24 protein-coding genes are annotated in these 26,068 nt (G+C 72.4%); 12 read left to right on the plus strand and 12 right to left on the minus strand.

Annotated elements, in window-relative coordinates:
• The first annotated feature begins 8 nt into the window (after positions 1-8).
• From H566_RS0116275 to H566_RS0116295, 5 genes are all read left to right on the plus strand, one after another.
• On the plus strand, positions 9-998 hold the full coding sequence (locus H566_RS0116275; protein ID WP_028312260.1) for a complex I NDUFA9 subunit family protein: 990 nt from the start codon (positions 9-11) through the stop codon (positions 996-998).
• A gap of 235 nt (positions 999-1,233) precedes the next feature.
• Positions 1,234-1,893 (plus strand): glutathione S-transferase family protein, encoded by a 660-nt coding sequence (locus H566_RS0116280; protein WP_028312261.1) that lies wholly within the window; start codon positions 1,234-1,236, stop codon positions 1,891-1,893.
• 7 nt (positions 1,894-1,900) lie between these two features.
• Positions 1,901-3,472 (plus strand): multifunctional CCA addition/repair protein, encoded by a 1,572-nt coding sequence (locus H566_RS25805; protein ID WP_084545201.1) that lies wholly within the window; start codon positions 1,901-1,903, stop codon positions 3,470-3,472.
• Positions 3,473-3,498: 26 nt separating this feature from the next.
• Entirely contained in the window at positions 3,499-4,335 is an 837-nt protein-coding gene (pdeM, locus tag H566_RS25810; RefSeq protein WP_084545202.1) for a ligase-associated DNA damage response endonuclease PdeM, read from the plus strand.
• Complete coding sequence (locus H566_RS0116295) at positions 4,322-4,705, plus strand: RNA-binding S4 domain-containing protein (protein WP_034412052.1); 384 nt, start codon at positions 4,322-4,324, stop codon at positions 4,703-4,705. Before pdeM ends, H566_RS0116295 begins: the two co-directional genes overlap by 14 nt.
• Positions 4,706-4,783: 78 nt before the next feature.
• Here the strand turns inward: H566_RS0116295 and H566_RS0116300 are convergent, their stop codons facing one another.
• Positions 4,784-5,488, minus strand: coding sequence for a short chain dehydrogenase (locus H566_RS0116300; RefSeq protein ID WP_342668735.1), 705 nt, complete (start codon positions 5,486-5,488; stop codon positions 4,784-4,786).
• Positions 5,489-5,511: 23 nt separating this feature from the next.
• Here H566_RS0116300 and H566_RS0116305 point away from each other — a divergent pair, with 23 nt between their 5' ends.
• Positions 5,512-6,399: a LysR family transcriptional regulator gene (locus H566_RS0116305; protein WP_028312264.1), complete on the plus strand. Its 888-nt coding sequence runs from the start codon at positions 5,512-5,514 to the stop codon at positions 6,397-6,399.
• Positions 6,400-6,448: 49 nt separating this feature from the next.
• On the opposite strand, the gene H566_RS0116310 is transcribed toward H566_RS0116305, so the two are convergent.
• From H566_RS0116310 to H566_RS25820, 3 genes are read right to left on the minus strand one after another with little or no spacing between them, the layout of a single operon-like run.
• Positions 6,449-6,949 (minus strand): metallophosphoesterase family protein, encoded by a 501-nt coding sequence (locus H566_RS0116310; RefSeq protein ID WP_034412003.1) that lies wholly within the window; start codon positions 6,947-6,949, stop codon positions 6,449-6,451.
• Between the two features lie 5 nt (positions 6,950-6,954).
• The gene (locus H566_RS27645) at positions 6,955-7,518 is read right to left on the minus strand and encodes a hypothetical protein (protein ID WP_051378878.1); all 564 of its coding nucleotides are present in this window, start codon (positions 7,516-7,518) and stop codon (positions 6,955-6,957) included.
• Positions 7,499-8,575, minus strand: a complete 1,077-nt coding sequence (locus H566_RS25820) for a type IV toxin-antitoxin system AbiEi family antitoxin (RefSeq protein ID WP_051378879.1) — start codon at positions 8,573-8,575, stop codon at positions 7,499-7,501. The genes H566_RS27645 and H566_RS25820 overlap by 20 nt, the downstream gene beginning before the upstream one ends.
• Positions 8,576-8,820: 245 nt before the next feature.
• Here H566_RS25820 and H566_RS0116325 point away from each other — a divergent pair, with 245 nt between their 5' ends.
• From H566_RS0116325 to H566_RS0116340, 4 genes are all read left to right on the plus strand, one after another.
• On the plus strand, positions 8,821-9,462 hold the full coding sequence (locus tag H566_RS0116325; RefSeq protein WP_028312266.1) for a TetR/AcrR family transcriptional regulator: 642 nt from the start codon (positions 8,821-8,823) through the stop codon (positions 9,460-9,462).
• A 73-nt stretch (positions 9,463-9,535) separates the two neighbouring features.
• A complete protein-coding gene (locus H566_RS0116330; protein WP_028312267.1) occupies positions 9,536-11,326 on the plus strand; it encodes an acyl-CoA dehydrogenase C-terminal domain-containing protein in 1,791 nt (596 codons plus the stop codon).
• A 67-nt stretch (positions 11,327-11,393) separates the two neighbouring features.
• Positions 11,394-13,787, plus strand: coding sequence for a 3-hydroxyacyl-CoA dehydrogenase/enoyl-CoA hydratase family protein (locus H566_RS0116335; protein WP_034412004.1), 2,394 nt, complete (start codon positions 11,394-11,396; stop codon positions 13,785-13,787).
• A gap of 103 nt (positions 13,788-13,890) precedes the next feature.
• A complete protein-coding gene (locus H566_RS0116340; protein WP_028312269.1) occupies positions 13,891-15,120 on the plus strand; it encodes an acetyl-CoA C-acyltransferase in 1,230 nt (409 codons plus the stop codon).
• Between the two features lie 82 nt (positions 15,121-15,202).
• On the opposite strand, the gene H566_RS0116345 is transcribed toward H566_RS0116340, so the two are convergent.
• Positions 15,203-16,609, minus strand: coding sequence for a HipA domain-containing protein (locus tag H566_RS0116345; protein WP_051378891.1), 1,407 nt, complete (start codon positions 16,607-16,609; stop codon positions 15,203-15,205).
• Positions 16,606-16,896, minus strand: coding sequence for a helix-turn-helix domain-containing protein (locus tag H566_RS0116350; RefSeq protein ID WP_028312271.1), 291 nt, complete (start codon positions 16,894-16,896; stop codon positions 16,606-16,608). Before H566_RS0116350 ends, H566_RS0116345 begins: the two co-directional genes overlap by 4 nt.
• A 263-nt stretch (positions 16,897-17,159) precedes the next feature.
• On the opposite strand from H566_RS0116350, the gene H566_RS0116355 reads away from it, so the two are divergent.
• The gene (locus H566_RS0116355) at positions 17,160-17,939 is read left to right on the plus strand and encodes an enoyl-CoA hydratase (RefSeq protein ID WP_028312272.1); all 780 of its coding nucleotides are present in this window, start codon (positions 17,160-17,162) and stop codon (positions 17,937-17,939) included.
• An 82-nt stretch (positions 17,940-18,021) separates the two neighbouring features.
• Here the strand turns inward: H566_RS0116355 and H566_RS0116360 are convergent, their stop codons facing one another.
• The 5 genes from H566_RS0116360 to H566_RS0116380 form a co-directional block, all read right to left on the minus strand.
• Complete coding sequence (locus tag H566_RS0116360) at positions 18,022-19,230, minus strand: zinc-dependent alcohol dehydrogenase (protein WP_028312273.1); 1,209 nt, start codon at positions 19,228-19,230, stop codon at positions 18,022-18,024.
• 162 nt (positions 19,231-19,392) lie between these two features.
• Positions 19,393-20,316: a phosphatase PAP2 family protein gene (locus H566_RS27650; protein ID WP_051378880.1), complete on the minus strand. Its 924-nt coding sequence runs from the start codon at positions 20,314-20,316 to the stop codon at positions 19,393-19,395.
• A complete protein-coding gene (locus tag H566_RS25830; RefSeq protein ID WP_051378881.1) occupies positions 20,313-22,064 on the minus strand; it encodes an ArnT family glycosyltransferase in 1,752 nt (583 codons plus the stop codon). Before H566_RS25830 ends, H566_RS27650 begins: the two co-directional genes overlap by 4 nt.
• Positions 22,061-23,239: a glycosyltransferase family 2 protein gene (locus tag H566_RS25835; RefSeq protein WP_084545204.1), complete on the minus strand. Its 1,179-nt coding sequence runs from the start codon at positions 23,237-23,239 to the stop codon at positions 22,061-22,063. The genes H566_RS25830 and H566_RS25835 overlap by 4 nt, the downstream gene beginning before the upstream one ends.
• Entirely contained in the window at positions 23,236-24,225 is a 990-nt protein-coding gene (locus H566_RS0116380) for a lysylphosphatidylglycerol synthase domain-containing protein (RefSeq protein ID WP_028312274.1), read from the minus strand. The genes H566_RS25835 and H566_RS0116380 overlap by 4 nt, the downstream gene beginning before the upstream one ends.
• A gap of 192 nt (positions 24,226-24,417) precedes the next feature.
• Here H566_RS0116380 and H566_RS0116385 point away from each other — a divergent pair, with 192 nt between their 5' ends.
• Entirely contained in the window at positions 24,418-25,365 is a 948-nt protein-coding gene (locus tag H566_RS0116385; protein WP_028312275.1) for an AEC family transporter, read from the plus strand.
• A 90-nt stretch (positions 25,366-25,455) separates the two neighbouring features.
• Here H566_RS0116385 and H566_RS0116390 read toward each other — a convergent pair whose 3' ends face one another.
• A complete protein-coding gene (locus H566_RS0116390; RefSeq protein WP_028312276.1) occupies positions 25,456-26,022 on the minus strand; it encodes a hypothetical protein in 567 nt (188 codons plus the stop codon).
• Positions 26,023-26,068: the final 46 nt, after the last annotated feature.

The raw sequence follows: 26,068 nt of genomic DNA on the forward strand, positions 1-26,068 counted from the left end.
CGAGTCCAATGAAGCATCGACGAATTCTCCTGATTGGCGGCACCGGCTTCATCGGCCGCGCCATCGCCGCGCGGCTCGCCGCCCGGGGCGCGACCGTGACCGTGCCGACGCGACGCGCCGCGCGCGCCGGCCAGCTGCCCACGCTGCCGACCGCGCAGGTGGTCGAGGCCAACGTCAACGATCCGGCCGCGCTCGCACGCCTCGTGGCGGGGCAGGACGCGGTCATCAACCTCGTCGGCATCCTGCATTCGCGGCGCGGCGAGCCTTACGGCCCGGATTTCGCGCGGGCGCATGTCGATCTGCCGCGCGCGATCGCCGCCGCGATGAAGGCCGAGGCCGCGCGCGCCGGCCGGCCGCTGCGGCTGCTGCACATGAGCGCGCTCGGCGCCGATTCGGCCGGGCCGTCGATGTACCAGCGCAGCAAGGGCGACGGCGAGGCGGCGTTGCGCGGCGAGGTGGCCGGCTCGGCGCTGGCGCTGACGATCTTCCGGCCGTCGGTGGTGTTCGGGCCGGAGGACAGCTTCCTCAACCTGTTCGCGAAGCTGGCGGCGAAGGCGCCGGTGCTGCCGATCGGTGGCGCGGACGCGCGCTTCCAGCCGGTGTTCGTCGGCGATGTGGCCGATGCCTTCGTCAACGCGCTCGACGATCCGGCCACGTACGGCCGCGCCTACGAGCTGTGCGGGCCGAAAACCTATTCGCTGCGCGAGCTGGTGGCCTTCGCGGCGCGGGCGTCGGGGCATCCGCGCTGCGTGATCGGGCTGCCGGCGGTGGCGGCGCGCATGCAGGCGCTGGCGCTGGAATTCGCGCCGGGCGGGCCGCTGATGTCGCGCGACAACCTCGATTCGATGAAGACCGACAACGTCGCGCCGGCCGGCTGGCAGCCCGCGCCCGAGCTTGGCCTCGCGTCGCTCACGCCGGTCGAGGCGGCGGCCGACTGGCTGCCCGGCACGGGGCGGCTCGGCAAGCTCGACGATTACCGGCGCGCCGGGCAGCGCTGAGGCGGCATCCGGTCGGCCCGGCTGGGCGGCATCCGGTCGCGACCGGCGCGCGGCGCGGCAACACCACCCGCGGCTCGGCGCGCGCGTTCATCGCCGCGCCCGCCGCCGCCCGTCTGGCCCGCGCCATGCATGCGGCCATGAATGCGCCGTGTGCATCAACACAATCGACAATCCTCGTTTGACGCGCCGCCGCATGCGCCGCGACATTGACCCTTCCGTAACCCGAGGTCATGCCATGTACGAGCTGGTGATTGCCGACAAGAACTATTCCTCCTGGTCGATGCGCGCCTGGGTGCTGATGCGCCATCTGGGTCTCGACTTCACCGAGCGTCTCGTGCGCCTGGCCCAGCCCGACACCGCCGCGCTCATCGGCGGCGTGTCGCCGTCGGGCCGCGTGCCGGTGCTGCTCGACGACGGCTTCGCGGTGTGGGATTCGCTCGCCATCGCCGAATACCTGGCCGAGCGCCATCCCGAACTGCGCGTCTGGCCCGCCGATGCGCGCGCCCGCGCCCGCGCGCGCTCCGTGTCGGCCGAGATGCATGCCGGCTTCCAGGCGCTGCGCCAGAACATGTCGATGAACATCCGCAAGCGCTCGCCGGGTCTGGGCCACACGCCCGAGGCGCTGGCCGAGGTGGCGCGCATCGACGCGATGTGGAGCGGGCTGCTCGCCGAGCATGGCGGGCCCTTCCTGTTCGGCGCCGAATTCACGGCGGCGGACGCGATGTACGCGCCGGTCGCGACACGCTTCGTCACCTACTCGGCACCGCTGTCGGCCGCGTCGCAGGCATATGTGGAAGCCGTGCTGGGCGTGCGCGCGGTGGCCGAATGGATCGCCGCCGGCGTGGCCGATCCGGTCGCCATCGAGAAGTACGACCGGCCGCACGAGCAGGAGTAGTCCGCCCATGTCCGTCCCCCGCGATCCGCTCACGCCGCCGCCCGCGCCGGGCGATGCCGGCCCGCGCGTGTACCAGGTCGGCGGCTCGCTGCGCGACGAGCTGCTCGGCCTGCCGGTGCAGGACCGCGACTGGGTCGTGGTGGGCGCGACGCCGCAGCAGCTGCTCGACATGGGCTTTGTCGCGGTGGGCAAGGACTTCCCGGTCTTCCTGCATCCGGTCACGCATGAGGAATACGCACTCGCGCGCACCGAGCGCAAGACCGCGCCCGGCTATCACGGCTTCGCGATCCATGCCTCGCCCGAGGTGACGCTGGATGAAGACCTGCTGCGCCGCGACCTGACGATCAACGCGATCGCGCGCGGGCCGTATGCGTTGTCGGTCGAGCGGCCGTTGGCGAAGCGCGCGGCGACGGGGGCGGGCGGTTTCGCGCCGGCAGGGGCTTCGGCTGGCGTGTCGCCGGCGTTGACGGAAGTGGCGACATCGGCCATCGCGCCGCCCGCAGGTCCGGCGTCCGCCGCCGAACTGGCCGATCCGCACGGCGGCCGCGCCGACATCGCCGCGCGCGTCTTCCGTCACGTGAGCCCGGCCTTCGCCGAAGACCCGGTGCGCATCCTGCGGCTCGCTCGCTTTGCCGCGCGCTTCACCGACTTCACCGTCGCGCCCGAGACGCTGACGCTCATGCGCGCGATGGTCGCGGCCGGCGAGGTCGATGCGCTCGTGCCCGAGCGCGTGTGGCAGGAGCTGTCGCGCGGGCTCATGGAAAAGCGGCCGTCGCGCATGTTCGAGGTGCTGCGCGACTGCGGCGCGCTCGCGCGGCTGCTGCCCGAGCTGGACCGCCTCTGGGGCGTGCCCCAGCGCGCCGACTACCACCCCGAGGTCGATACCGGCGTGCACGCGATGATGGTCATCGACATGTCGGCCCGCCTCGGCCTGCCGCTCGACGTGCGCTACGCCGCGCTGCTGCACGACCTCGGCAAGGGCACGACGCCGGCCGACGTGCTGCCGCGCCACATCGGCCACGAGCAGCGCAGCGAGCGGATGGCCGAGGAGGTGAGCCGCCGCCTCAAGGTGCCGACCGACTGCCGCGATCTCGCCCGGCTGGTCGCGCGCGACCACGGCCGCTTCTACAAGATCGACGAGATGCGCGCCGCCACCGTGCTCGACACGCTCGACGCCTGCGACGCCATGCGCAAGCCCGAGCGCTTCGCGCGCGTGCTCGACGCCTGCGAATGCGACCGGCGCGGCCGGCTCGGCTGGGAGGACGCCGGCTTTCCCTGGCGCGAACCCTGGCTTGCCGCGCTCACGGCCGCGCGTGGCGTGGACGCCGGCGCGATCGCGAAGGAAGCCACCGCGCGCCATGCCGAGCACGAGGCGCGCAAGGCAGCGCAGGACGCGGCGGCAGGGCAGGGCGCCCGGCCGGTGTCCACCAATGCCGCCGATGCGCAGTCCGCGGCCGACGCGCCAACGTCCCCCGCCGCGAAGCCCGCCCGCGCCAACCCCGCCGAAGCCATCCGCGAAGCCGTGCGCCATGCGCGCATCGCCGCCGTCGCCGCCGCGCTCGGCAAGCCCGCGCACTGAGGGCCGATGCGCGCCAGCCGTTCCGCATGAAGTTCAAGCTGCATTCCGAAGACATCTTTCTCGCGCCCGAGCGCGCGCTCGACTGGCTGCGCCGCCGCACCCTGCTCGTGGCCGATGCCCACTTCGGCAAGGCCGCGAGCTATCGCGCCAAGGGCATGCCGGTGCCCGAAGGCACGACCGCCGACAACCTGCGCCGACTCGACGCGGCCATCGACCGCCATGGCGCCGAGCGCGTGATCTTCCTCGGCGACTTCATGCACGACGCCCATGCGCACAACCCGCGCACGCTCGCCGCGCTGCGCGACTGGCGCGCGCGCCGGCGCCAGCTCGCGCTCGTGCTCGTCGGCGGCAACCATGACGCGAAGGCCGGCGCGCTGCCCGTCGACCTCGGCATCGACGAGCGGCCCGAAGGCTGGCGCGAGGAGGGCTTCGCCTTCTGCCATCACCCCTGCGAGATCGACGGCGCCTATGTGCTCGCGGGCCATCTGCATCCGGCGTGGCGGCTCGCGACGCGGCGCGAGGGGCTGCGGCTGCCGTGCTTCCACTTCGGCGCGCGTACCGGCGTGCTGCCGGCTTTCGGCGATTTCACCGGCGGCATGATGGTTGATGCCGCGCCGGGCGACGCCATCTGCGTGGTGACGCCGGAACGGGTGTTCGCGGTGCCGCGCGCGGCGGCCGGTGACGCCGCCGTGCAGGCGGCGGGCGCGGCGTGCATGGCGGCCTTGGCGCCGTCCGTCGCCCCCGCCCTCGGCACTTCCGCGCAGGCGCAAGCCGCCGCGCGGGTTCACGCTGCAAAGGCTCGCAAGGGCGAGCCGGAAACCCTCAACCTTCTCGACGGGACTCCTGCCTATGGCCGTGACTGAACGCGTCCGACTCGACAAATGGCTCTGGGCCGCGCGCTTCTTCAAGACGCGCAGCCTCGCGACCGAGGCCTGCCAGGCCGGGCGCATCAAGCTCAACGGCGCGGTGGTGAAACCGGCGCACGACGTGCGCGCGGGCGACTGGCTGCTCGTGCGCTCGCCCGGCGGCGAATTCGAGATCCAGGTGCAGGGCGTGAGCGATGTGCGCGGCCCGGCGCCGGTGGCGCAGGCGCTCTACGCCGAGACCGACGCCAGCCGCAAGAGCCGCGAGCGCGAAGCCGAACAGCGCCGGCTCGCGCCCGAGCCGAGCTTCGAGCTGCACGGTCGGCCGACCAAGCGCGACCGGCGCGAGATGGAGCGCTGGCGCGGCTGAACCGCCGGCCTGCCGCATGGCACCGCGGGCCGCGCACCGCGCGAGCCTTGCCGCCTGCATGCCCAGTTGCCGCGCGCCTCAGCTCCAGACGCGATACACCTGCCCCGTCTCGCCGGCCTCGATGCTGCGGCGATAGGCGCGCGCCACCTTGGCGGCCGGCGCGTCGTCGAAGCCGGGCAGGTAGTCGCCGTACTTCGGCAGCGATTCGGTCAGCACCGTCGGGCTCACCGCGTTGATGCGCAGGCCGCGCGGCAGATCGACAGCCGCGCTGCGCGCGAAGGCGTCGATGCCGGCATTGCTCACGCTTGCATTGCTGCCGCCGCGCACCGGCTGCTCGCTCAGGCAGCCGCTCGTGAGCGTGATCGAGCCGCCGTCGGCGAGCCAGGGCAGGGCGGCGAGCGCGACATTGATCTGCCCGAGCAGCTTGCCGCCGAGGCCGGCAGCGAACTGCGCCGGCGAGGTGTCGGTCAGCGGCCCGAAATGCGGATCGCCGGCGGCGACGACGATCGCGTCGAAGCGGCCGATGCTTTCGAGCGCGGCCGCGATCGAGGCCGGATCGGTGATGTCGGCATGATGGGCGCCGCTGCTGCGCCCGACGGGCACGATCTCGTGCCGCGCGCCCAGCAATTCGGCAACGGCGCGCCCGATGGCGCCGCTGGCGCCGACGATGACGATCTTCATGACTGCTCTCCTTGTGAGGTGTGGGGAGCAGCGATTCTGTAAACCGGCCCGCCGCGCGTGAACCGCCCGGCGGTGCCGACAGTTCTCACCGCCAGTACGCAATCAGCACGCAATCCGCCTTCCACATGGACAAGCTGCGCAGCATGGAAGTCCTCGTCGCCGTGGCCGAGCACGGCAGCTTCACCGCCGCCGCCGAGGCGCTCGGCATGTCGTCGGGCATGGCGGGCAAGCACATCAGGCAGCTGGAGGAAGCGATCGGCACGCGGCTGTTCACGCGCAGCACGCGGCGGCTGGCGCTGACCGAGATCGGCACGCGCTACTGCGAGCGCAGCCGCGCCATCCTGGCCGAGGTGGCCGCCGCCGACGATGATGCGGCGGCGCTGCGCGGCGGCCCGCGCGGCACGCTGCGCGTGAGCTGCACCGTCGCCTTCGCCTGCTTCGCGCTCGCGGGCGCGCTGGTGGACTATCTCGCGGCCCATCCCGAGGTGCAGGTCGATCTGGTGGCCGACGACCGCATCGTCGATGTGGTGGGGCAGGGCTTCGACGCGGCCTTCCGCGTCGGGCCGCTCGATGATTCGGGGCTGGTCGCGCGGCCCTTGCAGCCCTATCGCATGCTGCTGTGCGGCGCGCCGGCCTATCTGGCGCGGGCCGGGCGGCCCGAGACACCGGCCGCGCTCGCCGGGCATGCGCGGCTCGTGTTCACCTACGGCGGACACGACGTGCGCTGGGCGCTTGACGGTGGCCTGCCCGCGTCCGGGCCGGTGCGGCTGCGCGCGAACAACGGCATCGCGTTGCGCACGGCGGCGCTCGCCGGCTTCGGTCTCGTGATGCTGCCAGCGGCGCTTGTCGCCGACGACATCGCGGCGGGCCGGCTCGTGAGCCTGCTCGACAGCTTCCAGCCGCCGCCCCGGCCGATGCATCTAGTGACGGTGCGTGACCGCCGCATGCCGCCGAAGCTGCGCAGCTTCGTGGACTTCATGGTCGGGCGGTTCGGGGCGGGCGCGGCGGGTTGAGCGTTGTGCGACGGCGTGGCGCTTGATCGCGACGGCGCGCCAGGGGTGGTCAGCGCGTCGCCACCGGCACCGCCGCCTCGCCCACCAGATTGACGAACTCCACCGCCAGCACTGCCCCGTCGGCGCCCGCCTCGATGCGCAGCCGCGCCAGCGCGATCGGCAGCGTGAAGCGTCGCGGACCCGCGCTGCCGGGGTTCACATGCAGCACGCCGTCTTCCTCGAACAGCGTCGGCCGGTGCGAATGCCCGGTCACGATCACGCGCGCGCCGACGTGCTGCGGAAAGCGCCGCAGGTCGGCCTCGTCATGCACGACGAACACGCGCACGCCGCCGAGGTCGAGCGTCGCCCACTCGGGAATCGCGCGCGCCCAGTCGCCCCGGTCGTTGTTGCCGCGCACGACGGTGACGGGCGCGATGCGGCCGAGCGCCGCCAGCACCTCCGGTCTGCAGATGTCGCCGGCATGGACGATGGCGTCGCAGCCGGCGAGGGCGGCCAGCGCCTCGGGGCGCACGAGGTTGTGGGTGTCGGAGATGAGGCCGAGGGTGGGCATGGAGGTCACTCCGTCATGGGGCCGTGCCGGAAGCCGGCGGCGAAGGCCGCCAGCAGGCGCGAGGCGTGGTCGCTGTCGTCATCGGGCAGGGCGCGGGCGAGGCCGAGCGCGAGCTTCGTGCAAAGGCTTGCGTCGTCGAGCAGGGCGGTGATCGCGGCGCGAGTGTCGGGCCGGGCGAGCGTCGCGGCATCGTGGCCGGGCGGCCAGGCGATCGTGCGGTCGCCGGATTCGATCGCGCCGAAGGGGATGAGATCGACGGGCACCGGACTGCCGCCGTGGACGCGCAGCAGGCGCTGGGTCTGGGCGGCCGAGGCATGCCAGCCCGGGCAGGCGAGCAGGGCGGCGCGCAGGCGCTCGTAATCAGGCCAGCCGGCGAGGGCGAAGGCCATGTCGATGTCGCGGGTCGCGCGGGGCGCGGGCAGGCCGTGCACATGGTCGAGCAGCAGATCGCGGGCGGTCGCGCCGACGATGAGGCAGTCGAGGCCGAGGCGGGCGGCGGCCTCGCCCACCTCGGCCGCGATGTCGGCGATGAAGGCCGGCACCGGCCGTTCAGGCTTGAGCGAGCGCATCGGCGAGGTGGCTGTCGAACAGTTGCGCCGCGACCGCGAGCGCGCGCGGGTCGAGCGTGGCGATGAGCTGGGCGTGCACGAGCGGCGCTGGCGCGAGCGGGCCGTCGGGCACGCGGTCGAGATCCCAGAAGCGCTGGAGGATCTCGACCTCGCCATCGGCCGCCGCGCGCAGCTGCCCGGCGCGCGCAAGGCCGCGCAGGCCGGCGTCCAGGTCGTCAGGCGCGAGGTGGAGCGTGACCGTCGCCGGCTTGAGCGCCTGCGTGTAATGCCAGGCGGCCACGTCGCCGCCCCATTGCGCGCCGTGGGCGAGCGGATCGAGGTCGCGCCACCAGTCGGGCTTGCCGGCGGTGAAGCGCCGGGCCTTCAGGCGCGGATGCAGCCGCGTCGGCCAGTGGTTCTCCCATTCGGTGAACAGGCGGCGCGGCTCGATGAGCCGGCGGCGGCCGTCAACCGTGCGCAGATGGCCGCGCCGCGTCAGGTCGTCGAGCACCGCGCCGACGCCGCCGAGGGCGACGCCGGCCGCGGCGGCGATGTCGCGATAGGTGGCGTCGAGTAGCGCCGGGCGCACGAGCAGGCCGAACACGACGCGCAGCGCGGCGGCGTTGCCGGCGCCGCCGTTGGCGCGCTTGCCGGCGAGGAGGCTCGTGGCCTCGTCGTCGGGTTTGTTGCCAACGATCTGCACGAACAGGCCGGCGCCGCGCAGGAAGGCGTTGCCGGCGGCGTCGATGAATTCGAGGTTGTTGGCGCGGCAGCGCTCGGCCTGGGCGGCGTTGATGTGCGGCGCGACAAGCAGTGCGGGGTCGTCGGGCCAACTGGTCATGACAACGCGCGCAAGGTCGGCGGGTTTGGGTGGTCTGGTGATGACGAACGCCCGATAGCGACGCTCACCCGCCGCGCCGACGATGGCGACAAGGGCGTCGGCCGGGGCGCCGCCTTCGGCCACCTGCCGTGTGGCGAGCGTGGCCTGCAAGCCGGTGCGCTCGCGCAACGCGGCGAGTGCCCGGTCGAGCAGGGTGGCCTCGGCGGCGAGGCCGGGAGGCATGGCGAGCGCATTCATCAGCGGTCTTGTTCAAAAATCAGTTGTGTTCATTTTCTCTGAACAGGAAGAAAAAATGAACAAGCCGCAGGTATTCCCGGACACCTGTCCTTCCCGCCCCTCCCGACAAACCCTCGACCGCCTGTAACGCACTTCCACCTGTCATCAATCCCAGCTAAAAAAGCACGACCGTTCGTTTTGTCCGGCGCCGCCACTCAAGCAGCAACCCGACGCCGGCACGACCAGACAACCGAGTTCCCCCCGCCATGTCCACCCCCCTCAACCCCTCCGCCAGCAGCACCCCCCGCACCGGCAAGGGCGAGCAGACCCGCGCCGCCATCCTCGCCGCCGCGCTCGACCTCGCCGCGCGCGACGGGCTGGAGGGCCTGACCATCGGCCTCATCTCCGAGCGCACGGGCATGAGCAAGTCGGGCGTGTTCGCGCATTTCGGCTCGCGCGAGGAATTGCAGATCGCCGTCCTCAGCGAATACCACCGCGTCTTCCGCGCCGACGTGTTCGAGCCCGCGCTCGCGCTGCCGCGCGGCCTGCCGCGCCTGGAGGCGATGGTCGCCAACTGGATCCGCCGCGTGTGCGAGGTCGAGATCCCGCACGGCTGCCTGTACGTGAGCAGCGCCGCCGAATTCGACGACCGTCCCGGCGCCGTGCGCGACGCCCTGTGCGCGATGGTCGAGGACTGGCAGGCCGCGCTGCGCCGCGCGCTCGCCCAGGCCGTTGACGAAGGCCATCTGCGCCCCGGCCTCGACCCCGACCAGTTCATCCACGAGCTGTACGGAAACCTGCTCGCCCTGCATCACCAGGCGCGGCTGTTGCGCGACGCCCGCGCCGCCGACCGCGCCCGCATCGCCTTCGCGCGGCTCATCGACAGCTGCCGCGCGCCGGCCGGCTGACCGCTGCGTCCACCGTCCGCCCCCGCCCCGAACACCAAGCCGCGCCCCGCGCCAGATCACACCGGAGACCACCATGCCCAGCTACCGCGCCCCGCTCCGCGACATGCAGTTCGTGCTGCACGAACTGCTCGACGCCGAGTCCGTGCTCAAGCATCTCCCCGCCCACGCCGACACCGGCCGCGACACGCTCGACGCGGTGCTGGAGGAGGGCGCCAAGTTTTGCGAGAACGTCATCGCCCCGCTCAACCTGCCCGGCGACGCCGAGGGCTGCCATTACGACCGCGACACGCGCAGCGTCACCACGCCCAAGGGTTTCGTCGATGCCTACGCGCAGTACCGCGACGGCGGCTGGCCCACGCTCTCGGCCGATCCCGACCACGGCGGCCAGGGCCTGCCCTATGTGCTCAACACCGCCTTCTTCGAGATGGGCAACTCGGCCAACCAGGCCTGGCTCATGTACCCCGGCCTCACCCACGGCGCCTACGAATGCCTGCACGCCCACGGCAGCGAGGAACTCAAGGCCGCCTACCTGCCCAAGCTCGTGAGCGGCGAATGGCTTGGCACCATGTGCCTGACCGAGCCCCACTGCGGCACCGACCTCGGCCTGCTGCGCACCAAGGCCACACCGCGCGACGACGGCAGCTACGCCATCACCGGCAGCAAGATCTTCATCAGCGCCGGCGAGCACGACATGACGCCCAACATCGTCCACCTCGTGCTCGCGCGGCTGCCCGGCGCGCCTGAGGGCAGCAAGGGCATCTCGCTGTTTCTGGTACCCAAGTTCGTGCCGGCCGCCGACGGTTCGCCGGGCGAGCGCAACGGCCTGTTCTGCGCCGGCATCGAGCACAAGATGGGCATCCACGCCAACGCCACCTGCCAGCTTGTGCTGGAGGACGCGCGCGGCTGGCTCATCGGCGAGCCGCACCGCGGCCTCGCGGCGATGTTCGTGATGATGAACGCGGCCCGCGTCGCGGTCGGCGTGCAGTCGCTGGGCCTGGGCGAAGTGGCCTACCAGAACGCCGCCGCCTATGCGAAGGACCGCCGCCAGGGCCGCGCCCTCACCGGCCCGGCCGAGCCCGACAAGCCCGCCGACACGCTGCTCGTCCATCCCGACGTGCGCCGCATGCTGCTCACGGCGCGCGCGTACACCGAGGGCGCGCGGGCGCTGCTGTACTACACCGCGCTCCAGATCGACATCGAGCACCACCATCCCGACGAGGACGCCCGCCGCGACGCGGCCGACGTGGTGGCCCTGCTCACGCCCATCTGCAAGGCCTTCGTGACCGACAACGGATTCACCGCCGCCACGGCCGCGCAGCAGGTGTTCGGCGGCCACGGCTACATCCATGAATGGGGCGTCGAGCAGTTCGTGCGCGATGCGCGCATCAACATGATCTACGAGGGCACCAACGGCGTTCAGGCGCTCGACCTGCTGGGCCGCAAGGTGCTCGGCGACATGGGCGCCAAGCTGCGCAAGTTCGGCGAGCAGGTGAAGGCCTTCATCGAGGAAGAGGGCGTGAACGAGGCGATGCAGGAGTTCGTCAACCCGCTCGCCGACCTCGCCGGCAAGGTCGAGAAGATGACGATGGAAGTCGCGATGAAGGCCATGGGCAACCGCGACGAGGCCGGCGCCGCCGCCACCGACTACCTGCGCGTGGTCGGCCATCTGGTGTACGCCTGGCTGTTCGCGCGCATGGCCAAGCTCGCGCTCGACAAGGCCGACGGCGGCGATCCGTTCTACGCCGCCAAGCTCGCGACGGCGCGCTTCTACTTCGTGCGCCTGCTGCCCGAAACGGCCGCCCTCATCCGCGCCGGCCGCTCCGGCGCCGGCAACCTCATGGCGCTCGACGCCGGGCTGTTCTGATCCGCGCCGGCTGCTGCGCGACGCGCGCGGCGGCCGGACCCACCGATCCGCTCTGAAGGAGCATTTCATGTCCATCTCCATCCGCAAGGTCGCGGTGCTCGGCGCCGGGGTCATGGGCGCGCAGATCGCCGCCCATTGCATCAATGCGCGCGTGCCGGTCGTGCTGTTCGACCTGCCGACCGAGGGCCGGCCCAATGCCATCGCCGAGAAGGCCGTGGCCGGGCTGGTCAAGCTGAAGCCCGCGCCCTTCGGCGACGCAGGTGAGGCCGGCCTCATCGAACTCGCCAACTACGACAGCGACCTCGGCAAGCTGGCCGGCTGCGATCTCGTGATCGAGGCCATCGCCGAGCGGCTCGACTGGAAGCGCGCGCTGTACGAGAAGGTGGCGCCGCATCTCGCGCCGCATGCGATCTTCGCCACCAACACCTCGGGCCTGCCGCTCGCGCAACTGAGCGAGGGCTTTGACGCGGAGCTGGCGCGGCGCTTCGTTGGCGTGCACTTCTTCAACCCGCCGCGCTACATGCATCTGGCCGAACTCATCGCGCTGCCCGCGACCGAGCCGGACATCCTCGATGCGCTCGAAACCTTCCTCACGCACACGCTCGGCAAGGGCGTGGTGCATGCGAAGGACACGCCCAACTTCGTCGGCAACCGCGTGGGCGTGTTCAGCATCCTGTCGGCCTTTCACCATGCCGCGCGCCTGGGCCTGGGCTATGACGTGATCGACGACCTGACGGGCAGCAAGCTCGGCCGCGCCAAGTCGGGCACCTTTCGCACCGCCGACGTCGTGGGCCTCGACACGCTCGCCCATGTGATCGCGACGATGGAACGCGGCCTGCCCGACGACCCCTTCCGCGCGCACTTCGGCACGCCGGCCGTGCTCAGGGCGCTGATCGACAAGGGCGCGCTCGGCCAGAAGACCGGCGCCGGCTTCTACCGCAAGGACGGCAAGGCCATCCTGCGGCTCGACCCCGCCAAGGGCGAGTACGTGCCGGCCGGCGGCAAGGCCGACGAGATCGTCGGCCGCATGCTTAAGAAGCCCGCGCCCGAGCGCTTCAGGCTGCTGCGCGAATCGTCCAATCCGCAGGCGCAGTTCCTGTGGAGCGTGTTCCGCGACGTGTGGCACTACATTGCCGTGCACCTCGGCGACATCGCCCGCAGCGCGCGCGAGATCGACCTCGCGATCCGCTTCGGCTTCGGCTGGACCGAAGGCCCGTTCGAGACCTGGCAGAACGCCGGCTGGAAGCAGATCGCCGGCTGGATTGCGGAGGACATCGCGGCCGGCAAGGCGATGAGCGACACGCCGCTGCCCGCCTGGGTGAACGAGATCGACGCCGCCCACGGCCCCGAGGGCTCGTGGTCGGCGAGCGAAGGCCGCTACGTCCGCCCGCGCGAGCTGCCGGTGTACGAAAGGCAGATCTTCCGTGCCTCTTTGGCCGGCGACGGCGGCGCCGATCCGCGCACGGCCGGCACCACCGTGTTCGAGGACGACGCCATCCGCCTCTGGCATGCCGACGGCGCCGGCCGCGACGAGGTGCTGATCGCCTCGTTCAAGACCAAGATGAACACCATCGGCCCGGGCGTGATCGCCGGGCTGCACAAGGGCATCGAGCTGGCCGAGGCCAATTACAAGGGCCTCGTGATCTGGCAGCCGGCGAGCCTGAGCGGCGGGCCGTTCTCGGCCGGCGCCGACCTCCAGGCGATGCTGCCGGCCTTCATGGCCAAGGGGCCGGCCGGCATCGAGCCGGCGCAGAAGGCGCTGCAGGACGTGTTCCTGCGCCTGCGCTACGCGAGCGTGCCGACGGTGGCGGCGCTCGCCGGCATCGTGCTCGGCGGCGGCTGCGAACTGGCCGTGCATTGCGCCAAGCGCGTCGCGCATCTGGAGAGCTATGTGGGGCTGGTGGAGATCGGCGTCGGTCTGCTGCCCGGCGGCGGCGGCAGCACCTACCTCGCGCGCCGCGCCGCCGAGCTGACGCCCGAGGGCGGCGACCTGCTGCCGGCGCTGAAGACGCTGTTCACCAACGTGGCGATGGCCAACGTCGGCACTTCGGCGCTGGAGAGCCGCAGGTACGGCTATCTGCTGCCCGACGACCCGGTGGTGCTCAACATCCACGAGCTGCTGTCGGCCGCGATCGAGACGGCGCGCGGCCTGCACGGCGCCGGCTACCGGCCGCCGCTGCCGGGCCGCACCTTCGCGGTCGCGGGCCGGTCGGCCATCGCGACCATCCGCGCCCAGCTCGCCAACCTGCGCGACGGCGGCCTCATCACCGCCTATGACGAACAGCTCGCAAGCACGATCGCCGAGGTGATGTGCGGCGGCCAGGTCGAGGCCGGCTCGATCGCCGACGAGGCCACGCTGCTCGCGCTGGAGCGCAAGCATTTCGGCCGGCTGCTCGGCAACCCGAAGACGCAGGAACGGATCATGAGCCTGCTGAACGGCGGCAAGCCGGTGCGCAACTGAACTTGGCCGACGGAACCCAGAACACTCCGGCCGGCTTCCGGCCATCGATTCCGGCGCTGCCGGCAGCGGGCCAGTCCCGCGCCGCCGCCGAAGGAGAGACGCAATGACCAAGCAACTCCAGGACGCCTACGTCGTCGCCGCGGTGCGCACGCCGATCGGCAAGGCGCCGCGCGGCATGTTCCGCAACACGCGGCCCGACGACCTGCTCGTGCACGCGGTGCGCAGCGCGCTGGCGAAGGTGCCCGCGCTTGACCCGGCGACCATCGACGACATGATCGTCGGCTGCTCCTTTCCCGAGGGCGAGCAGGGGCTGAACGTGGCGCGCATCGCCGCGCTGCTCGCCGGCCTGCCCAGCACCGTGGCCGGCGCGACCGTCAACCGCTTCTGCGCCTCGGGCATCACGGCGGTGCAGATCGCGGCCGACCGCATCCGCACCGGCGAGGCCGAGGTGATGATCGCGGCCGGCACCGAGAGCATGTCGATGGTGCCGATGGGCGGCGCGCGGCCGAGCTTCAATCCGGCCATCTTCGCCGCCGACGAGAACGTCGGCATCGCCTGGGGCATGGGCCTGACGGCCGAGAAGGTCGCCCAGCAATGGAAGGTGAGCCGCGACGATCAGGACGCCTTCGCGGTCGAGTCGCACCGGCGCGCGGTGGCCGCCACGCAGTCGGGCGGCTTCGCCGACGAGATCGCGCCATTCGAGATCGTCGAGCGCTTTCCGAGGCTCGGCAGCGCTGAGGTGGACGAGCGCCGCCGCCTCGTCGCCGCCGACGAAGGCCCGCGCGCCGACACCTCGCTGGAAGCGCTTGCAAGGCTGAAGCCGGCCTTCGCCGCGCCGAAGGACCCGGCCGGCCGCGCGACCGGCTTCGGCAGCGTGACGGCGGGCAACAGCTCGCAGACCTCGGACGGCGCGGGCGCGCTGGTGCTCGTGAGCGAGGCGGTGCTCAAGCGCTTCAACCTCGTGCCGCTCGCGCGCTGGGCCGGCTTCGCGGTGCGCGGCGTGCCGCCGGACGTGATGGGCATCGGGCCGAAGGTGGCGATCCCGGCGGTGCTGGAGCGCGCGGGCATCGCGCTGGCGGACGTGGGCTGGATCGAGCTGAACGAGGCGTTCGCCGCGCAGTCGCTGGCCGTCATCCGCGATCTCGGGCTCGATCCGGCGAAGGTCAATCCGAATGGTGGCGCGATCGCGCTCGGGCATCCGCTCGGGGCCACGGGCGCGATCCGCAGCGCGACTGCGATCCACGGCATGCGGCGCAGCGGGGCGAGGTACTCGATGGTGACGATGTGCGTGGGGACGGGGATGGGGGCGGCGGGGGTGTTCGAGCGGGTGTAAGCCACCGAAGCCCGTTCGGGCTGGAGGGCGGGTGCGCCCACATCAGCCATCCAGCCCGGCTGCGCGGCCCGCCATTGGCGGCTCAGAGATAGTCGGCCTTGATCGCCACCGCCTCATCGAGCAGGCGTCCAAGCCGCTCCGCCTGCCGCGCCACGAAGTCCGCTAGGCCCACGACAAACCCGCGCTCCTCCGCCAGATACCCGCCGCGCTCCGCCTGCTCCCGCGCCGCGCCACCCGCCAGCTTCGCGAGCCGTCGCCCCTCGCGCCGCATGAAGCGCCGGTCGATGCCGCAGCGCCCAGCGAAATCCGCGAGCGCGAAGGCGCTCACCTCCGCATGCACGAACACATCGCCCCAGGCCATCGCCAGTTCGGTGTCGAAGCCTTCGTAGGCCAGCACGCCGACGAGGTCGTACCACTCGGCCGGCTCCAGCAGCCCGCCGGGCCGGACGTGGAACGAGAAGTTCTTGCCGTGCGCGTCGCTGTTGCCGATGAGGAACTGGAACAGTGCCCAGCGCAGCAGCGCGAGCCGCGTCGCCGCCTTGTTGCCCGCGAACGCGACGCAGCCGAACAGCCGCTCGAAGCTCATGCCGTCGCGGATGTGGCTAACCTCGGGCGCGTTGCCGAGGTTGCGTTCGTACTTGTGGCTCACGGGCAGGTCGCAGGCCTGGCAGGCATCGACGATGTGCGCGCGCCGCACGAAAGGCCGCCCGCCGACGGTCAGCGCCACGCGATCGAAGCGCTTCACCACCAGCACCGGACGCGGCACGCGCAGCAGCGTCACCTCGGCCGCCGGCAGCCCCATGCGCCGCGCGAGCGACATGCAGAAATGCTCGTTCACCGCGAGATGCGGCGTGCGCGCGTCGCCGGTGTCGGGCTTGAGCAGATGGGTCGAGGCGAGCCGCCCGCCATCCACGAGAAACAGCCGCCCGCCCTCGGCAAGCGGCCGGTCGAGCCAGACCAGCAGCTTGTCCTGGAGCCCCGCGACCGACATGCGCAGCCGGCCGTCCCAGACCGTGAGCGGCAGTTGCGCATGGCGCGCGATGCGGTCGTCGAGTTCGGCGGGCGTGATCTCGCGCGGCGTGGGGTCGGCGGCGGTGGCGGCGCCGGTCGGCGCGCTGGCGGTGCCGGACTCGCCGCGCGTGATGGCGGGCGCGTTGTCGGCGCTCGGCGTGAAGCGCAGCGCGCCGGCCGTCTCGGCGCCGAGCGCGCGGATGAGGCCGAACACGTTCGTGCGCGCGAGGCCGTTGTAGGCGAGGGCGGTGTCGAGCGCCCGGCCCTCGGGCAGCAGATGCTCGATGAAGCGCTTGACCGACGCCGAGGCATGGCCGGGCGCCGGTGGCGCGAACGGCAGCGCGGGCGACAACGGGAAGCCCGCCGCGTCGGCCGCCCAGTCGGCGTCGTAGGCGAGCGACCAGCGGTCGTCGCGCGCGTCGTGGTCGATGCGCGCGATGTGCCGGTCGCCGGTCCACACATGCAGTTCGTGGCTCACGGCCGCGCCGCCGCCTCGCCGGATGCCGCCGCCTCGCGCGCCCACGGATGCTCCTTCGGCAGCACCATCAGCGCGAGCCCGAGCCCGTCGAGCACCGCGAGCGCCTTGTCGAGCCGTACCGTGCCCTGGCCGTTTTCCAGCCGCGACATCAGGTCCACCGACACGCCGAGCAGGCTGGCCGCGTCGTCGATGCGCAGCGCCTGCGCCTTGCGCCGCTCGCGCACCACGGCACCAAGCGCGCCGGGCAGGGCCAGCAGCGCGGGTGCGGGAGAAAGGTCTGGATTCATTTCGGACTTTCAGGAAGGCGCAATCCTCGCAAGCGGCGGATGCAGCCGGTTTCCGTTTTTCCGAAACTATCGCGCGAAAGCGCTGCACCGGCCACGGAATTTCGGTATTCCGGAAACGCCCCGCCGTCCCCTTGATCCGCCCGCATTCCCGCCGCCCCGCGCGGCGCCCAGAATCACTCCATCACCCGCGCGCCCCACGGCACGCCGGCCCGCCCGGCGCCGTCCCGCGCGGCGGCCTCAACCGCTCTCACCGAAAGCCATCCATGAGCCAGGTCCTGACCCACATCGAAGCCGGCGTGCTGCGCGTCGTGCTCAACCGTCCCGACAAGAAGAACGCGCTCACCGCCGCGATGTACGAGGAGCTGAACGAGGCCTTCGACCGCGCCGCCGCCGAGCCGGAGGTGCGCGCCATCCTGTTCGCGGCCGAGGGGCCGGCCTTCTGCGCCGGCAACGATCTGGCCGACTTCCAGGCCAATCCGCCGCGCGGCCCCGAGGCGCCGGTGATGCAGTTCATCCGCAATCTCGCCTGCTGCCAGAAGCCGATGGTCGCGGCGGTGCGCGGGCCGGCGGTCGGCATCGGCGCGACGATGCTGCTGCATTGCGATCTGGTCTATGCCGCCGACGACGCGGTGTTCGCGCTGCCCTTCGCGCGCCTCGGCCTCTGCCCCGAGGCGGCGTCGAGCCTGCTGCTGCCGCGCCTCGCCGGCCTGCAACGCGCGACCGAAAAGCTTCTGCTTGGCGAACCCTTCGGCGTCGACGAGGCGCTGGAAATGGGCTTCGTCAACCGCCTCGTGCCGCCCGACGAGCTGCTGGCCTACGCGCTGCGCCAGGCCGCCAAGCTGGTGGCGCTGCCGGTCGAATCGGTGCGTGCGACGCGCGAACTGCTGCGCGGCATCAGCGGCAAGGGCACCGCGGGCAAGGCGCACGAGGCGCTGCTGGCGCGCATCGACGAGGAGGGCGCGATGTTCGAGCGCCTGCTCGCCGAGCCGTCGGCGCAGGCGGCCTTCGCGGCCTTCCTGAGCGGGCAGAAGCCGGGCGCCTGAGCGGCCCCGGACGGCGCGGCGGCAGGCGCCCGCCGTGCCGAAGCGGCCGGCATGCCGCCATGCCACCCGAAGGCGGCAGCGCTCACGCCGCCGTCGTCACCCGCCCTACGCCGGGCGCCAGCCCCGGCTTGAGCACGACCTTGATGCAGCCGTCCTCCTTCTCGCGGAAGACCTTGTACATCGCCGGGCCGTCCTCCAGCGCCATCGTGTGGGTGATGACGAAGCTCGGGTCGATCTGCCCGGCCTCGATGCGCTTGAGCAGGTCGTCGGTCCAGCGGTTCACATGGGTCTGGCCGGTGCGGATGGTCAGGCCCTTGTTCATCGCCGCGCCGAAGGGGAGCTTGTCGAGCAGCCCGCCGTACACGCCCGGCACCGACAGCACGCCCGCCGGCCGGCAGACGTACATCATTTCCCGCAGCACATGCGGCCGGTCGGTCTCCAGCATCACCGCCTGCTTGGCGCGGTCCATCATCGAATCGAGATGGCCGCTCGCATGCGACTCCAGCCCGACGCAGTCGATGCACTTGTCCGGCCCCTTGCCGTGGGTGATGTCCTGCAGCCGCTCGATGACGCTCTCGTTCTCGAAGTCGATCACCGTCGCGCCGGCCGCCGCCGCCATCGCGAGCCGCTCTGGCACACGGTCGATCACCACCACGCGCATCGCGCCGAGCAGCAGCGCGCTGCGCAGCGCGAACTGCCCCACCGGCCCCGCGCCCCAGATCGCGACGATGTCGGTCGGCTGGATGTCGCATTGCACGGCGGCCTGCCAGCCCGTCGGCAGGATGTCGCCGAGGAAGAGCACCTGCTCGTCCGTGAGACCGTCGGGGATCTTCACCGGCGTCACGTCGGCGTAGGGCACGCGCACATATTCGGCCTGGCCGCCGGGATAGCCGCCGGTGAGATGGCTGTAGCCGAACAGGCCGGCGGTGGCGTGGCCGAAGGCCTTGTCGCCGAGGTCCTTCTTGCGGTTGCTGCGCTCGCACACGGAGTAGTTGCCGCGCCGGCACTGGTCGCATTCGCCGCAGCAGATGGTGAAGGGCACGACCACGCGGTCGCCCACCTTGAGGCGTTTGTTGGCCGGGCCGACCTCGACCACCTCGCCCATGAACTCGTGACCCATGATGTCGCCGCGCTCCATGCCGGGCACGAAGCCGTCGAACAGATGCAGGTCGGAGCCGCAGATGGCGCAGCTCGTGACGCGGACGATCGCGTCGCGCGGCGCCTCGATCGTCGGGTCCGGAACGGTGTCGCAGCGGATGTCCTTCTTGCCGTGCCAGCAGAGCGCTCTCATGGCCTGACTCCTCGGGTGAATGGGCGTCAGGTAGCGCGGCAAGAGGTGTTCCCTGCGCCGCAGGCGCCGTGGCGCAGGGGCGGGCGGCGCGGCGGGCGGGGTGCCGGCGGCCGGAATTGCAAGCGGGCGGTCGGGCTTACACGCGCGGCGTGGTGAAGGCGATCAGGCGTGCTCGCCAGTGGCCGGCTCGCGGGCGGGCATGGCGTCCGTCGTGACGACGGCCGAGCCGGTATCGGGCAGCGCCGTCGTGCCCGCCTTCATCTCCCGCAGCGGCGCCCAGACGAAATCGCGCGCGAGGCAGAACAGCCCCGTCACCGCCAGCAGCCGCAGCAGCGGCGTCGCGAGCGGATAGGGCGGCCCGAGCCACAACCCCCAGCCGCAGATGCCGACCAGCACCAGCACCAGCAGGTGATAGGGCCAGAAGCCCGGCGCGTCGGGCCAGCGCTTCATGAGCCGCGCGGCGACGGCGGTGGCGAGCAGGCCGAGCGCCGCGCCGCCGAGGGTATCGACCGGCCAGTGCGCGCCGACGCCCACGCGGCTGGCCGCGATCAGCGCGCCGACGAGGATGAGCGCGCCGCGCAGCCAGGCCGGCCGCAGATGCCAGGCCAGCACCGCCACCGTCACGAAGGCGGTCACGCTGTGGCCCGACGGAAAGCTCACGCGTCGATAGGGCGAGCCGACGAGCCGGAAGGCCTCGGCGTCGAGCACGGCGGGCGGACGCGGCAGGTCGAGCAGCGGCTTCATGCCGTGCGTGAACACGGTGGCGACCAGCGCCGCGATCAGCGCGAACCACACGAGCTGGCGGAAGCGGTGCGCGAAAGGCGCGAGCAGCAGCAGCGCCGGCACGGTGTCGCCGGCGTAGGTGACGAGGCTGAGCGCGCGGTCGGACAGCGGCCGCGCCGCGTCGTTGATCGCGTGAAAGCCCGCGTGATAGCCGCCCGCGAGCGTCACCGCCGCCGCCGCGCCGCCGAGCAGCAGCGCGAGCAGCGTCGATTGCAGCAGCGAATCCCGCGCCGCCCAGACGGGAGGCAGCACGGCGCGGCGCGCCTCGTGGCGACGGCGCAGGGCGGCGAGGTAGGCGGTCATTGCGCGGGGCGGTCGGCGGGTTGGGGCGTGGCGGGCGCGTCGGCGCCGGCGCCGGCATCGGCCGGGGCGTCGCCGGGCGCCGGGGGCGTCGCGCGCGGCGTGGCGCTGTCGGCGCGCGGGGTGGCGGGCGTGGCCGACGGCGCGGCCGTCGGCGCCGAATCCGCCTCGCGCCGCACCAGCAGCACGCCGCCCTGGCGGAATTCCTCCACCAGCACGGCGTTCGGACCCAACTCGGTTTGCAGCGAGGCCATCTGGTCGATCTTGAGGAAGGCCCATTCGCCCGGCTCGGGCGTGCGCGGCGGCGTGGCCGCGCCGCGATACACGCTGAACGTCGGCAGCTTGGTGCCGTAGCTCACCACCGTCGCGCCGGCCGCGCGCGCATGCAGGCCGGCGGCGCGCGTCGGTTCCTGCTGGCCGTTGGCGATGGCCGGCACGAGCGCGAACCACACCGCCACCTGCATCGCGATGCCGAGCACCACGAGCGAGGTGAGCGGCGCGCAGATCCAGGCCGCGAAGCCCGCCACCAGCGCCGCCACCGACACCGCGATATAGCCCGGCCCGACCGCTTCCAGCGCGCCCGCGAGCAGCGCCGCGTCCCAGGGCCGGTGGGTGTTGGCGAGCACCGTCGGCAGCCACAGCGGCACGCTCGCGATCACGCCCAGCACGATCCAGCCCGGCAGCATCAGCGCCAGCCGCCCCGGCAGCCGCAGCGCCTGCCGGCCGAACAGCACGAACAGCGGCGTGCAGCCGTACAGCAGGTAGTGCGGCAGCTGCGTGGACGACGTCGAGAAGATGAGGAAGACCGGCACGAACCACGCGACGCAATAGCGGTCGAGCGAATCGCCGGTGCTCGCGCGGCGGAAGGCGCCCGGCAGCAGCGCGCTGAAGGGCGCGACGATGAGCGGCAGCGTCGCGACGTAGTACCAGAGGTGGCCGCCGTGGCCTTCCATCGTGCGGCTGTAGCGGTTGACGTTGTGGTCGAACAGGAAGTGACGGATGAAGTCGCCGCCGTCGCTCAGCCAGCAGGCCACACCCCAGGGCAGCACCACGGCCAGCACGATGAGCCAGGCCGCCCAGTCGAAGGCCGAGCGCAGGAAGATGAACAGCCGCCGTTCCCACAGCGCCCAGATCAGCCCCGTGAGGCCGGGCACCACGATGGCCACCGGCCCCTTGCACAGCACGCCGAGGCCGATCCACAGCGCGGCGCGCAGCAGCGGCGCGCGCCGGCCGCTTTCGAGATGGCGCCAGAGGTCGAGGCCGGCGGCGGCGAGCAGCAGGTTGAGGATGGCGTCGGCCGTCGCGGCATGGCCGATGAGCGCCGGGATCAGCCCGAGCGCGAGCGAGGCGGCGGCGAGCCAGGCCTTCTCGGGCTCGTTCTCGCGCTCGCGCACGAAGCCGAAGGTGATCCACATCCAGATCGTCGCTGCGATCATCGACGGCAGCCGGAACGCAAACTCGTTCACGCCGAACACGCTGACTGAAAGCGCTTGCAGCCAGTAGCTGAGCATCGGCTTGTCGTAGCGCGGCGCGCCGTCGAGCGTGGTGGTGAGGAAGTTGCCGCTGCGCAGCATCTCCAGCGTCGCCTCGCTGAAGGCGCCTTCGTCGAGGTCGAACAGCGGCTGCTGGCTGCTGCCGAGCCAGAAGCCCGCGATCGCGAAGATCAGCAGCCCGACGAACACCGGCATGCGCCTCGGCAAGCTGGCGCCGAGGCCGTGGCGGCCGTTGTCGGTGGAGAAGATGGCGCTCACGGGCGCGGCTCCGGCGTGCCGGCGGGCGTGGCTGCGGTGCCGGCGGGCGCGCCGCCGCCGCTCACGCCGCCCGCCTGCGGTGCCGGACTCACGATCGCGAAGCCGCCGGTCTGGCCGAGGCCGGGCATCGCCGGCGGCGTGGTCACGGCCGGCTCGGCCGGTGCCTTCATGCCGGGCAGCAGATGCCAGCCGCCCGCGTCACCGGCGACCGGGCTGGCGTCGGTGAGCGGCGTCGGGCGCATCGGCTGGAACACGCGCGTCAGCATCTCCGACACGAGGCCGGTGGTGATGAACTGGGCCGCGAACATGAGCAGCAGCATCGCGGTGAAGAACATCGGCCGTCCGCCGATCGACTCGCCCATCACCAGCTTGAGGAAGGCGAGCCAGGTCATCATCGTCCCGCCCACCGCGCCGAAGATCAGCCCGAGGCTGCCGAAGAAATGCCCCGGCCGCGCCTGGAAGCGCATGAAGAAGAACACCGTCAGCAGATCGAGGATGACGCGGAAGGTGCGCGAGATGCCGTACTTGCTCTGGCCGACCATGCGGGCGTGGTGGCTCACGTCCATCTCGCCGATGCGCTGCGGCGACGTCACCATCGCCGCCCACACCGGGATGAGCCGGTGCATCTCGCCGTACAGGCGCACGCGCTTGATCATCGCCGCGCGGTAGATCTTGAGCGAGCAGCCGTAGTCGCTGATGCGGATGCCGGTCATGCGGCCGATGAGCCGGTTGGCGATGCGCGACGGGATCTTGCGCAGGATGAGGCCGTCCTTGCGGTTGGCGCGCCGGCCGCAGAGCAGGTCGAGCTTGCGCTCGATGAGCGCCTTGACCATGCCGGGGATGTCGGCCGGGTCGTTCTGGAGGTCGCCGTCGAGCGTGGCGATGAGTTCGCCGCGCGCCGCGTCGATGCCGGCCTGCATCGCGGCGGTCTGGCCGAGGTTGCGCGCGAGTTCGAGCGGGCGCACATGGCTGCCCCACTTGTCGCGCGCCTGCTCGGCTTCGGCCTGGGTCGCGTCGCGGCTGCCGTCGTTGACGAGGATGAGTTCCCACGGGCCGGCATAGCTGCCGAGCGCGGCATGGACGCGGTCCACCAGCGGCAGCACGTTGCCGGACTCGTGATAGAGCGGGATGACGATGGACAGCGACGGCGCGCTGGCCGGGACGGCTTGGTTCATGGGCGTTCTTGCGAAGGAATCCGGGAAGGAATGAGCAGGCTGGCGCCGGTCGCGGCGAGCGCGACGGCCAGCATGAGCAGATGAAGTTGCACCGCGGCGGCGAGCAGCCCGGCGGCCGGCAGGCCCCAGGGCGTCATGGCGAGCAGCACGCCGCTCTCGAAGCTGCCGGCGCCGAGTGGCGCGTGCACGGGCAGCACGGTGGAAAGATCGCCGCCGATCGCGCCCGCGAGGCCGGCGCCGAAGGGCAGGGCACCGACGAGCGCGAGCACCGCGCCGAGCGCGACCAGCTTCACGCCCCAGGCGAGCCAGGTGAGGCCGATGTCGCGCGCGAAGGCGCCGGCCGGGCGGTGCAGCAGTTCGAGCGCGGGCGCGAGCCGGGGCACGCGCGCCGACAGCAGCGGCGCGGCGCGCGCGATGACCAGCGGCGCGACGGCCGAGCCGGCCAGCGCCGCCAGCCCGCCGAGCCGCGCGACGCCGTCGGCCGTGAGCGCGAAGGTCAGCCCGCCGATGCCCGCGAGCGCCTGGAGGTCGAGCAGCCGCAGCCACAGCAGCACGCCCACGCCGCGCGCCTTGGGCAGTCCGGCCTCGCGGTGCAGCAGCAGCGGCAGGCCCAGATCGCCGGCGCGCGCGGGCAGCAGCCAGTTGGCGGCGTTGTTGAGCAGCAGGCAGCGCAGCAGGCAGAGGAAGCCGGGCGCGGCCTCGGGCGGCGCGGGGCGGGCGGGCGTTGCGGCGGCGCCAACCGCCGCTGGCGCCAGCACCTGCACCAGCCGCAGCGCGCGCAGCGCATAGCTGCCGCCCAGCCCGCCGGCCGCGAGCGCGAGCGGCAGCGCGCCGGCCGCCGCGAACTGGCGCAGCAGCTCGCGCCAGCCCACAGCCGCTTCGACCAGACAGAAATAGACGATGAAGATCAGCCCGGCGGTCACGAGCCGCGCGAGTTCGGCGCGGGCGTCGTCCGTGGTGGCAGGGCGGGAATCGGCGTGGGACATGAGCGGGTGGTGGCGAAGCGCTGACACCGTCCGGTCCGACGCTCGATAAGGAAGAAGGCTGCCTCGCGGCACGGCGCGCGCGATTGCGACCCGTCGGCCGGCCCGCTGCGCCGGGCGCGATTGTATGAAATCGGCCCTGCCGCCCGGCGCGCGCGTGGTGCAATGCGCGGCCGCCGCTTACGCCACGCTTGCATGACCGCCTTCCTCGACAACCTCTTCCTCGCCTTCCCGCTGTTCTCGCTGGTGCTGCTGGGCTGGTGCCTCGCGCGCTGGGCCGGCTGGGGCGACGAGGCCGCGCGCACGCTGCTGCGCTTCGTGTTCGGCATCGGGCTGCCGGCGCTGCTGTTCCGGCTGATGGCGGGGCTGTCGAAGCTGCCGCCGGTGGACGGGCGGCTGCTCGCGGCCTATTTCGGCAGCGTGTTCGTGGTGTTCGCGCTGGCGCGGCTCGCGGGCTGGAAGGGCTTCGGCATGGACGGCGAGGCGCAGTCGGTGTTCGCGCTCGGCGGCGTGTTTCCCAACAACGTGATGCTCGGCATCCCGCTGGCGCGCGTGCTGCTCGGCGACGCGGCGCTGCCCGGCGTGGCGCTGGTGCTGGTGTTCAACTCGCTCACGCTGTGGACGCTCGTGACCGTGTCGGTCGAATGGTCGCGCCACGGCTCGGTATCGCCGGCCGGCTTCGCCAAGGTGGTGAAGAGCGTGCTGACCAATCCGCTGGTGGCGGCGATCCTGCTGGGCAGCCTGTTCGGCAGCACGCGGCTGGAGCTGCCCGCGCCGGTGGACCGGACGCTGGCGATGATCGGCGACGCCGCCGCGCCGCTGTCGCTGATCGCGCTGGGCATGGGCATCGTCGAGTATGGGCTGCGCGAGGAGCTGGGGCGGTCGCTCGCGATCGTCGGCTTCAAGCTCGTGGCGCAGCCGCTGGTGGCGCTGGGCATCGCGCTCGCGCTCGGCATGGGGCCGATGGAGACGGCGGTGGCGGTGCTGATGACGTCGCTCGCAACCGGCTCGAACGTCTATCTGATGGCCCAGCAGTTCAGGACGATGCAGGGCGCGGTGGCGGGCGCGATCGTGCTGGGCACGGCGCTTGGCGCCATCACCACGCCGCTGGCGATCACGCTCGTGCATCTGGCGCGCGGCTGAGGGCGGCTCGGGCACGGCCACCGCGACGGGTCAGGATGGGCGACCGCTCGGCGAGGCATGCCGTTTGATGTCCGCCGGGCGGGAGGCGTCTCAGCCCTGGCGCGCAGCGCGCTCGAACAGCCGCTCGGCGTTGCAGGCGGCACCGCGATCGGGCTGGAACTGGATGTGCGGCAGGTCGAGCATGAGCGGCTTGCCGTCCCCGGCCTGGCGGCTGTCCGGATCGGCGCGGCCCGACGGCGGCTCGCCAACCAGGTGGCGCAGCACCGCCGTGGCCGATTCCGCGATCAGCCTGACGAGGTCGAGCCGCGCCGCGAGCGACTGGCGTCGGCGCAGGCGCTGGGCCGGATCGTCGAATTCGGGATCGTCGGCGAGGCGGCGGCTGCTGCGGTCGGCATCGATGCGGGCGATCGCAAGCGTGAGTTCGTCGGCGACGAGGGCGATCTCGACCGCCATGTCGGCGAGGCCGGCGGCCATCGTGCCGGTGTCGGCGCTGATGGCGGCGCGCAGGTAGTGCCAGCGCGCCACGCTCAGCCGCAGGGCGCGGCCGTGGCGGTCGTCGTCGTTCAGGGCCTGGGCCTCGGCGCACCAGAGGTCGAGGCGGGCGAGGGCGAAGCCGAGTTCGGAGCCGGGGACGGCAAGGCGGGTCTGGAAGGTCATGACGGCTTTCCTGTCGGGAGCGCCTCGCGTTCGCTGGCTGGCGCCG

It is taken from the genome of Derxia gummosa DSM 723, from assembly GCF_000482785.1.
Taxonomy (GTDB): domain Bacteria; phylum Pseudomonadota; class Gammaproteobacteria; order Burkholderiales; family Burkholderiaceae_E; genus Derxia; species Derxia gummosa.

Excerpts from the sequence above, each read along its gene's own strand:
- H566_RS0116275 (WP_028312260.1), top strand. The coding sequence starts at position 9 with ATGAAGCATCGACGAATTCTCCTGATTGGCGGCACCGGCTTCATCGGC.
- H566_RS0116280 (WP_028312261.1), top strand. The coding sequence starts at position 1,234 with ATGTACGAGCTGGTGATTGCCGACAAGAACTATTCCTCCTGGTCGATG.
- H566_RS25805 (WP_084545201.1), top strand. The coding sequence starts at position 1,901 with ATGTCCGTCCCCCGCGATCCGCTCACGCCGCCGCCCGCGCCGGGCGAT.
- pdeM (WP_084545202.1), top strand. The coding sequence starts at position 3,499 with ATGAAGTTCAAGCTGCATTCCGAAGACATCTTTCTCGCGCCCGAGCGC.
- H566_RS0116295 (WP_034412052.1), top strand. The coding sequence starts at position 4,322 with ATGGCCGTGACTGAACGCGTCCGACTCGACAAATGGCTCTGGGCCGCG.
- H566_RS0116305 (WP_028312264.1), top strand. The coding sequence starts at position 5,512 with ATGGACAAGCTGCGCAGCATGGAAGTCCTCGTCGCCGTGGCCGAGCAC.
- H566_RS0116310 (WP_034412003.1), bottom strand. The coding sequence starts at position 6,949 with ATGCCCACCCTCGGCCTCATCTCCGACACCCACAACCTCGTGCGCCCC.
- H566_RS27645 (WP_051378878.1), bottom strand. The coding sequence starts at position 7,518 with ATGCGCTCGCTCAAGCCTGAACGGCCGGTGCCGGCCTTCATCGCCGAC.
- H566_RS25820 (WP_051378879.1), bottom strand. The coding sequence starts at position 8,575 with ATGAATGCGCTCGCCATGCCTCCCGGCCTCGCCGCCGAGGCCACCCTG.
- H566_RS0116325 (WP_028312266.1), top strand. The coding sequence starts at position 8,821 with ATGTCCACCCCCCTCAACCCCTCCGCCAGCAGCACCCCCCGCACCGGC.
- H566_RS0116330 (WP_028312267.1), top strand. The coding sequence starts at position 9,536 with ATGCCCAGCTACCGCGCCCCGCTCCGCGACATGCAGTTCGTGCTGCAC.
- H566_RS0116335 (WP_034412004.1), top strand. The coding sequence starts at position 11,394 with ATGTCCATCTCCATCCGCAAGGTCGCGGTGCTCGGCGCCGGGGTCATG.
- H566_RS0116340 (WP_028312269.1), top strand. The coding sequence starts at position 13,891 with ATGACCAAGCAACTCCAGGACGCCTACGTCGTCGCCGCGGTGCGCACG.
- H566_RS0116350 (WP_028312271.1), bottom strand. The coding sequence starts at position 16,896 with ATGAATCCAGACCTTTCTCCCGCACCCGCGCTGCTGGCCCTGCCCGGC.
- H566_RS0116355 (WP_028312272.1), top strand. The coding sequence starts at position 17,160 with ATGAGCCAGGTCCTGACCCACATCGAAGCCGGCGTGCTGCGCGTCGTG.
- H566_RS0116360 (WP_028312273.1), bottom strand. The coding sequence starts at position 19,230 with ATGAGAGCGCTCTGCTGGCACGGCAAGAAGGACATCCGCTGCGACACC.
- H566_RS27650 (WP_051378880.1), bottom strand. The coding sequence starts at position 20,316 with ATGACCGCCTACCTCGCCGCCCTGCGCCGTCGCCACGAGGCGCGCCGC.
- H566_RS25835 (WP_084545204.1), bottom strand. The coding sequence starts at position 23,239 with ATGAACCAAGCCGTCCCGGCCAGCGCGCCGTCGCTGTCCATCGTCATC.
- H566_RS0116380 (WP_028312274.1), bottom strand. The coding sequence starts at position 24,225 with ATGTCCCACGCCGATTCCCGCCCTGCCACCACGGACGACGCCCGCGCC.
- H566_RS0116385 (WP_028312275.1), top strand. The coding sequence starts at position 24,418 with ATGACCGCCTTCCTCGACAACCTCTTCCTCGCCTTCCCGCTGTTCTCG.
- H566_RS0116390 (WP_028312276.1), bottom strand. The coding sequence starts at position 26,022 with ATGACCTTCCAGACCCGCCTTGCCGTCCCCGGCTCCGAACTCGGCTTC.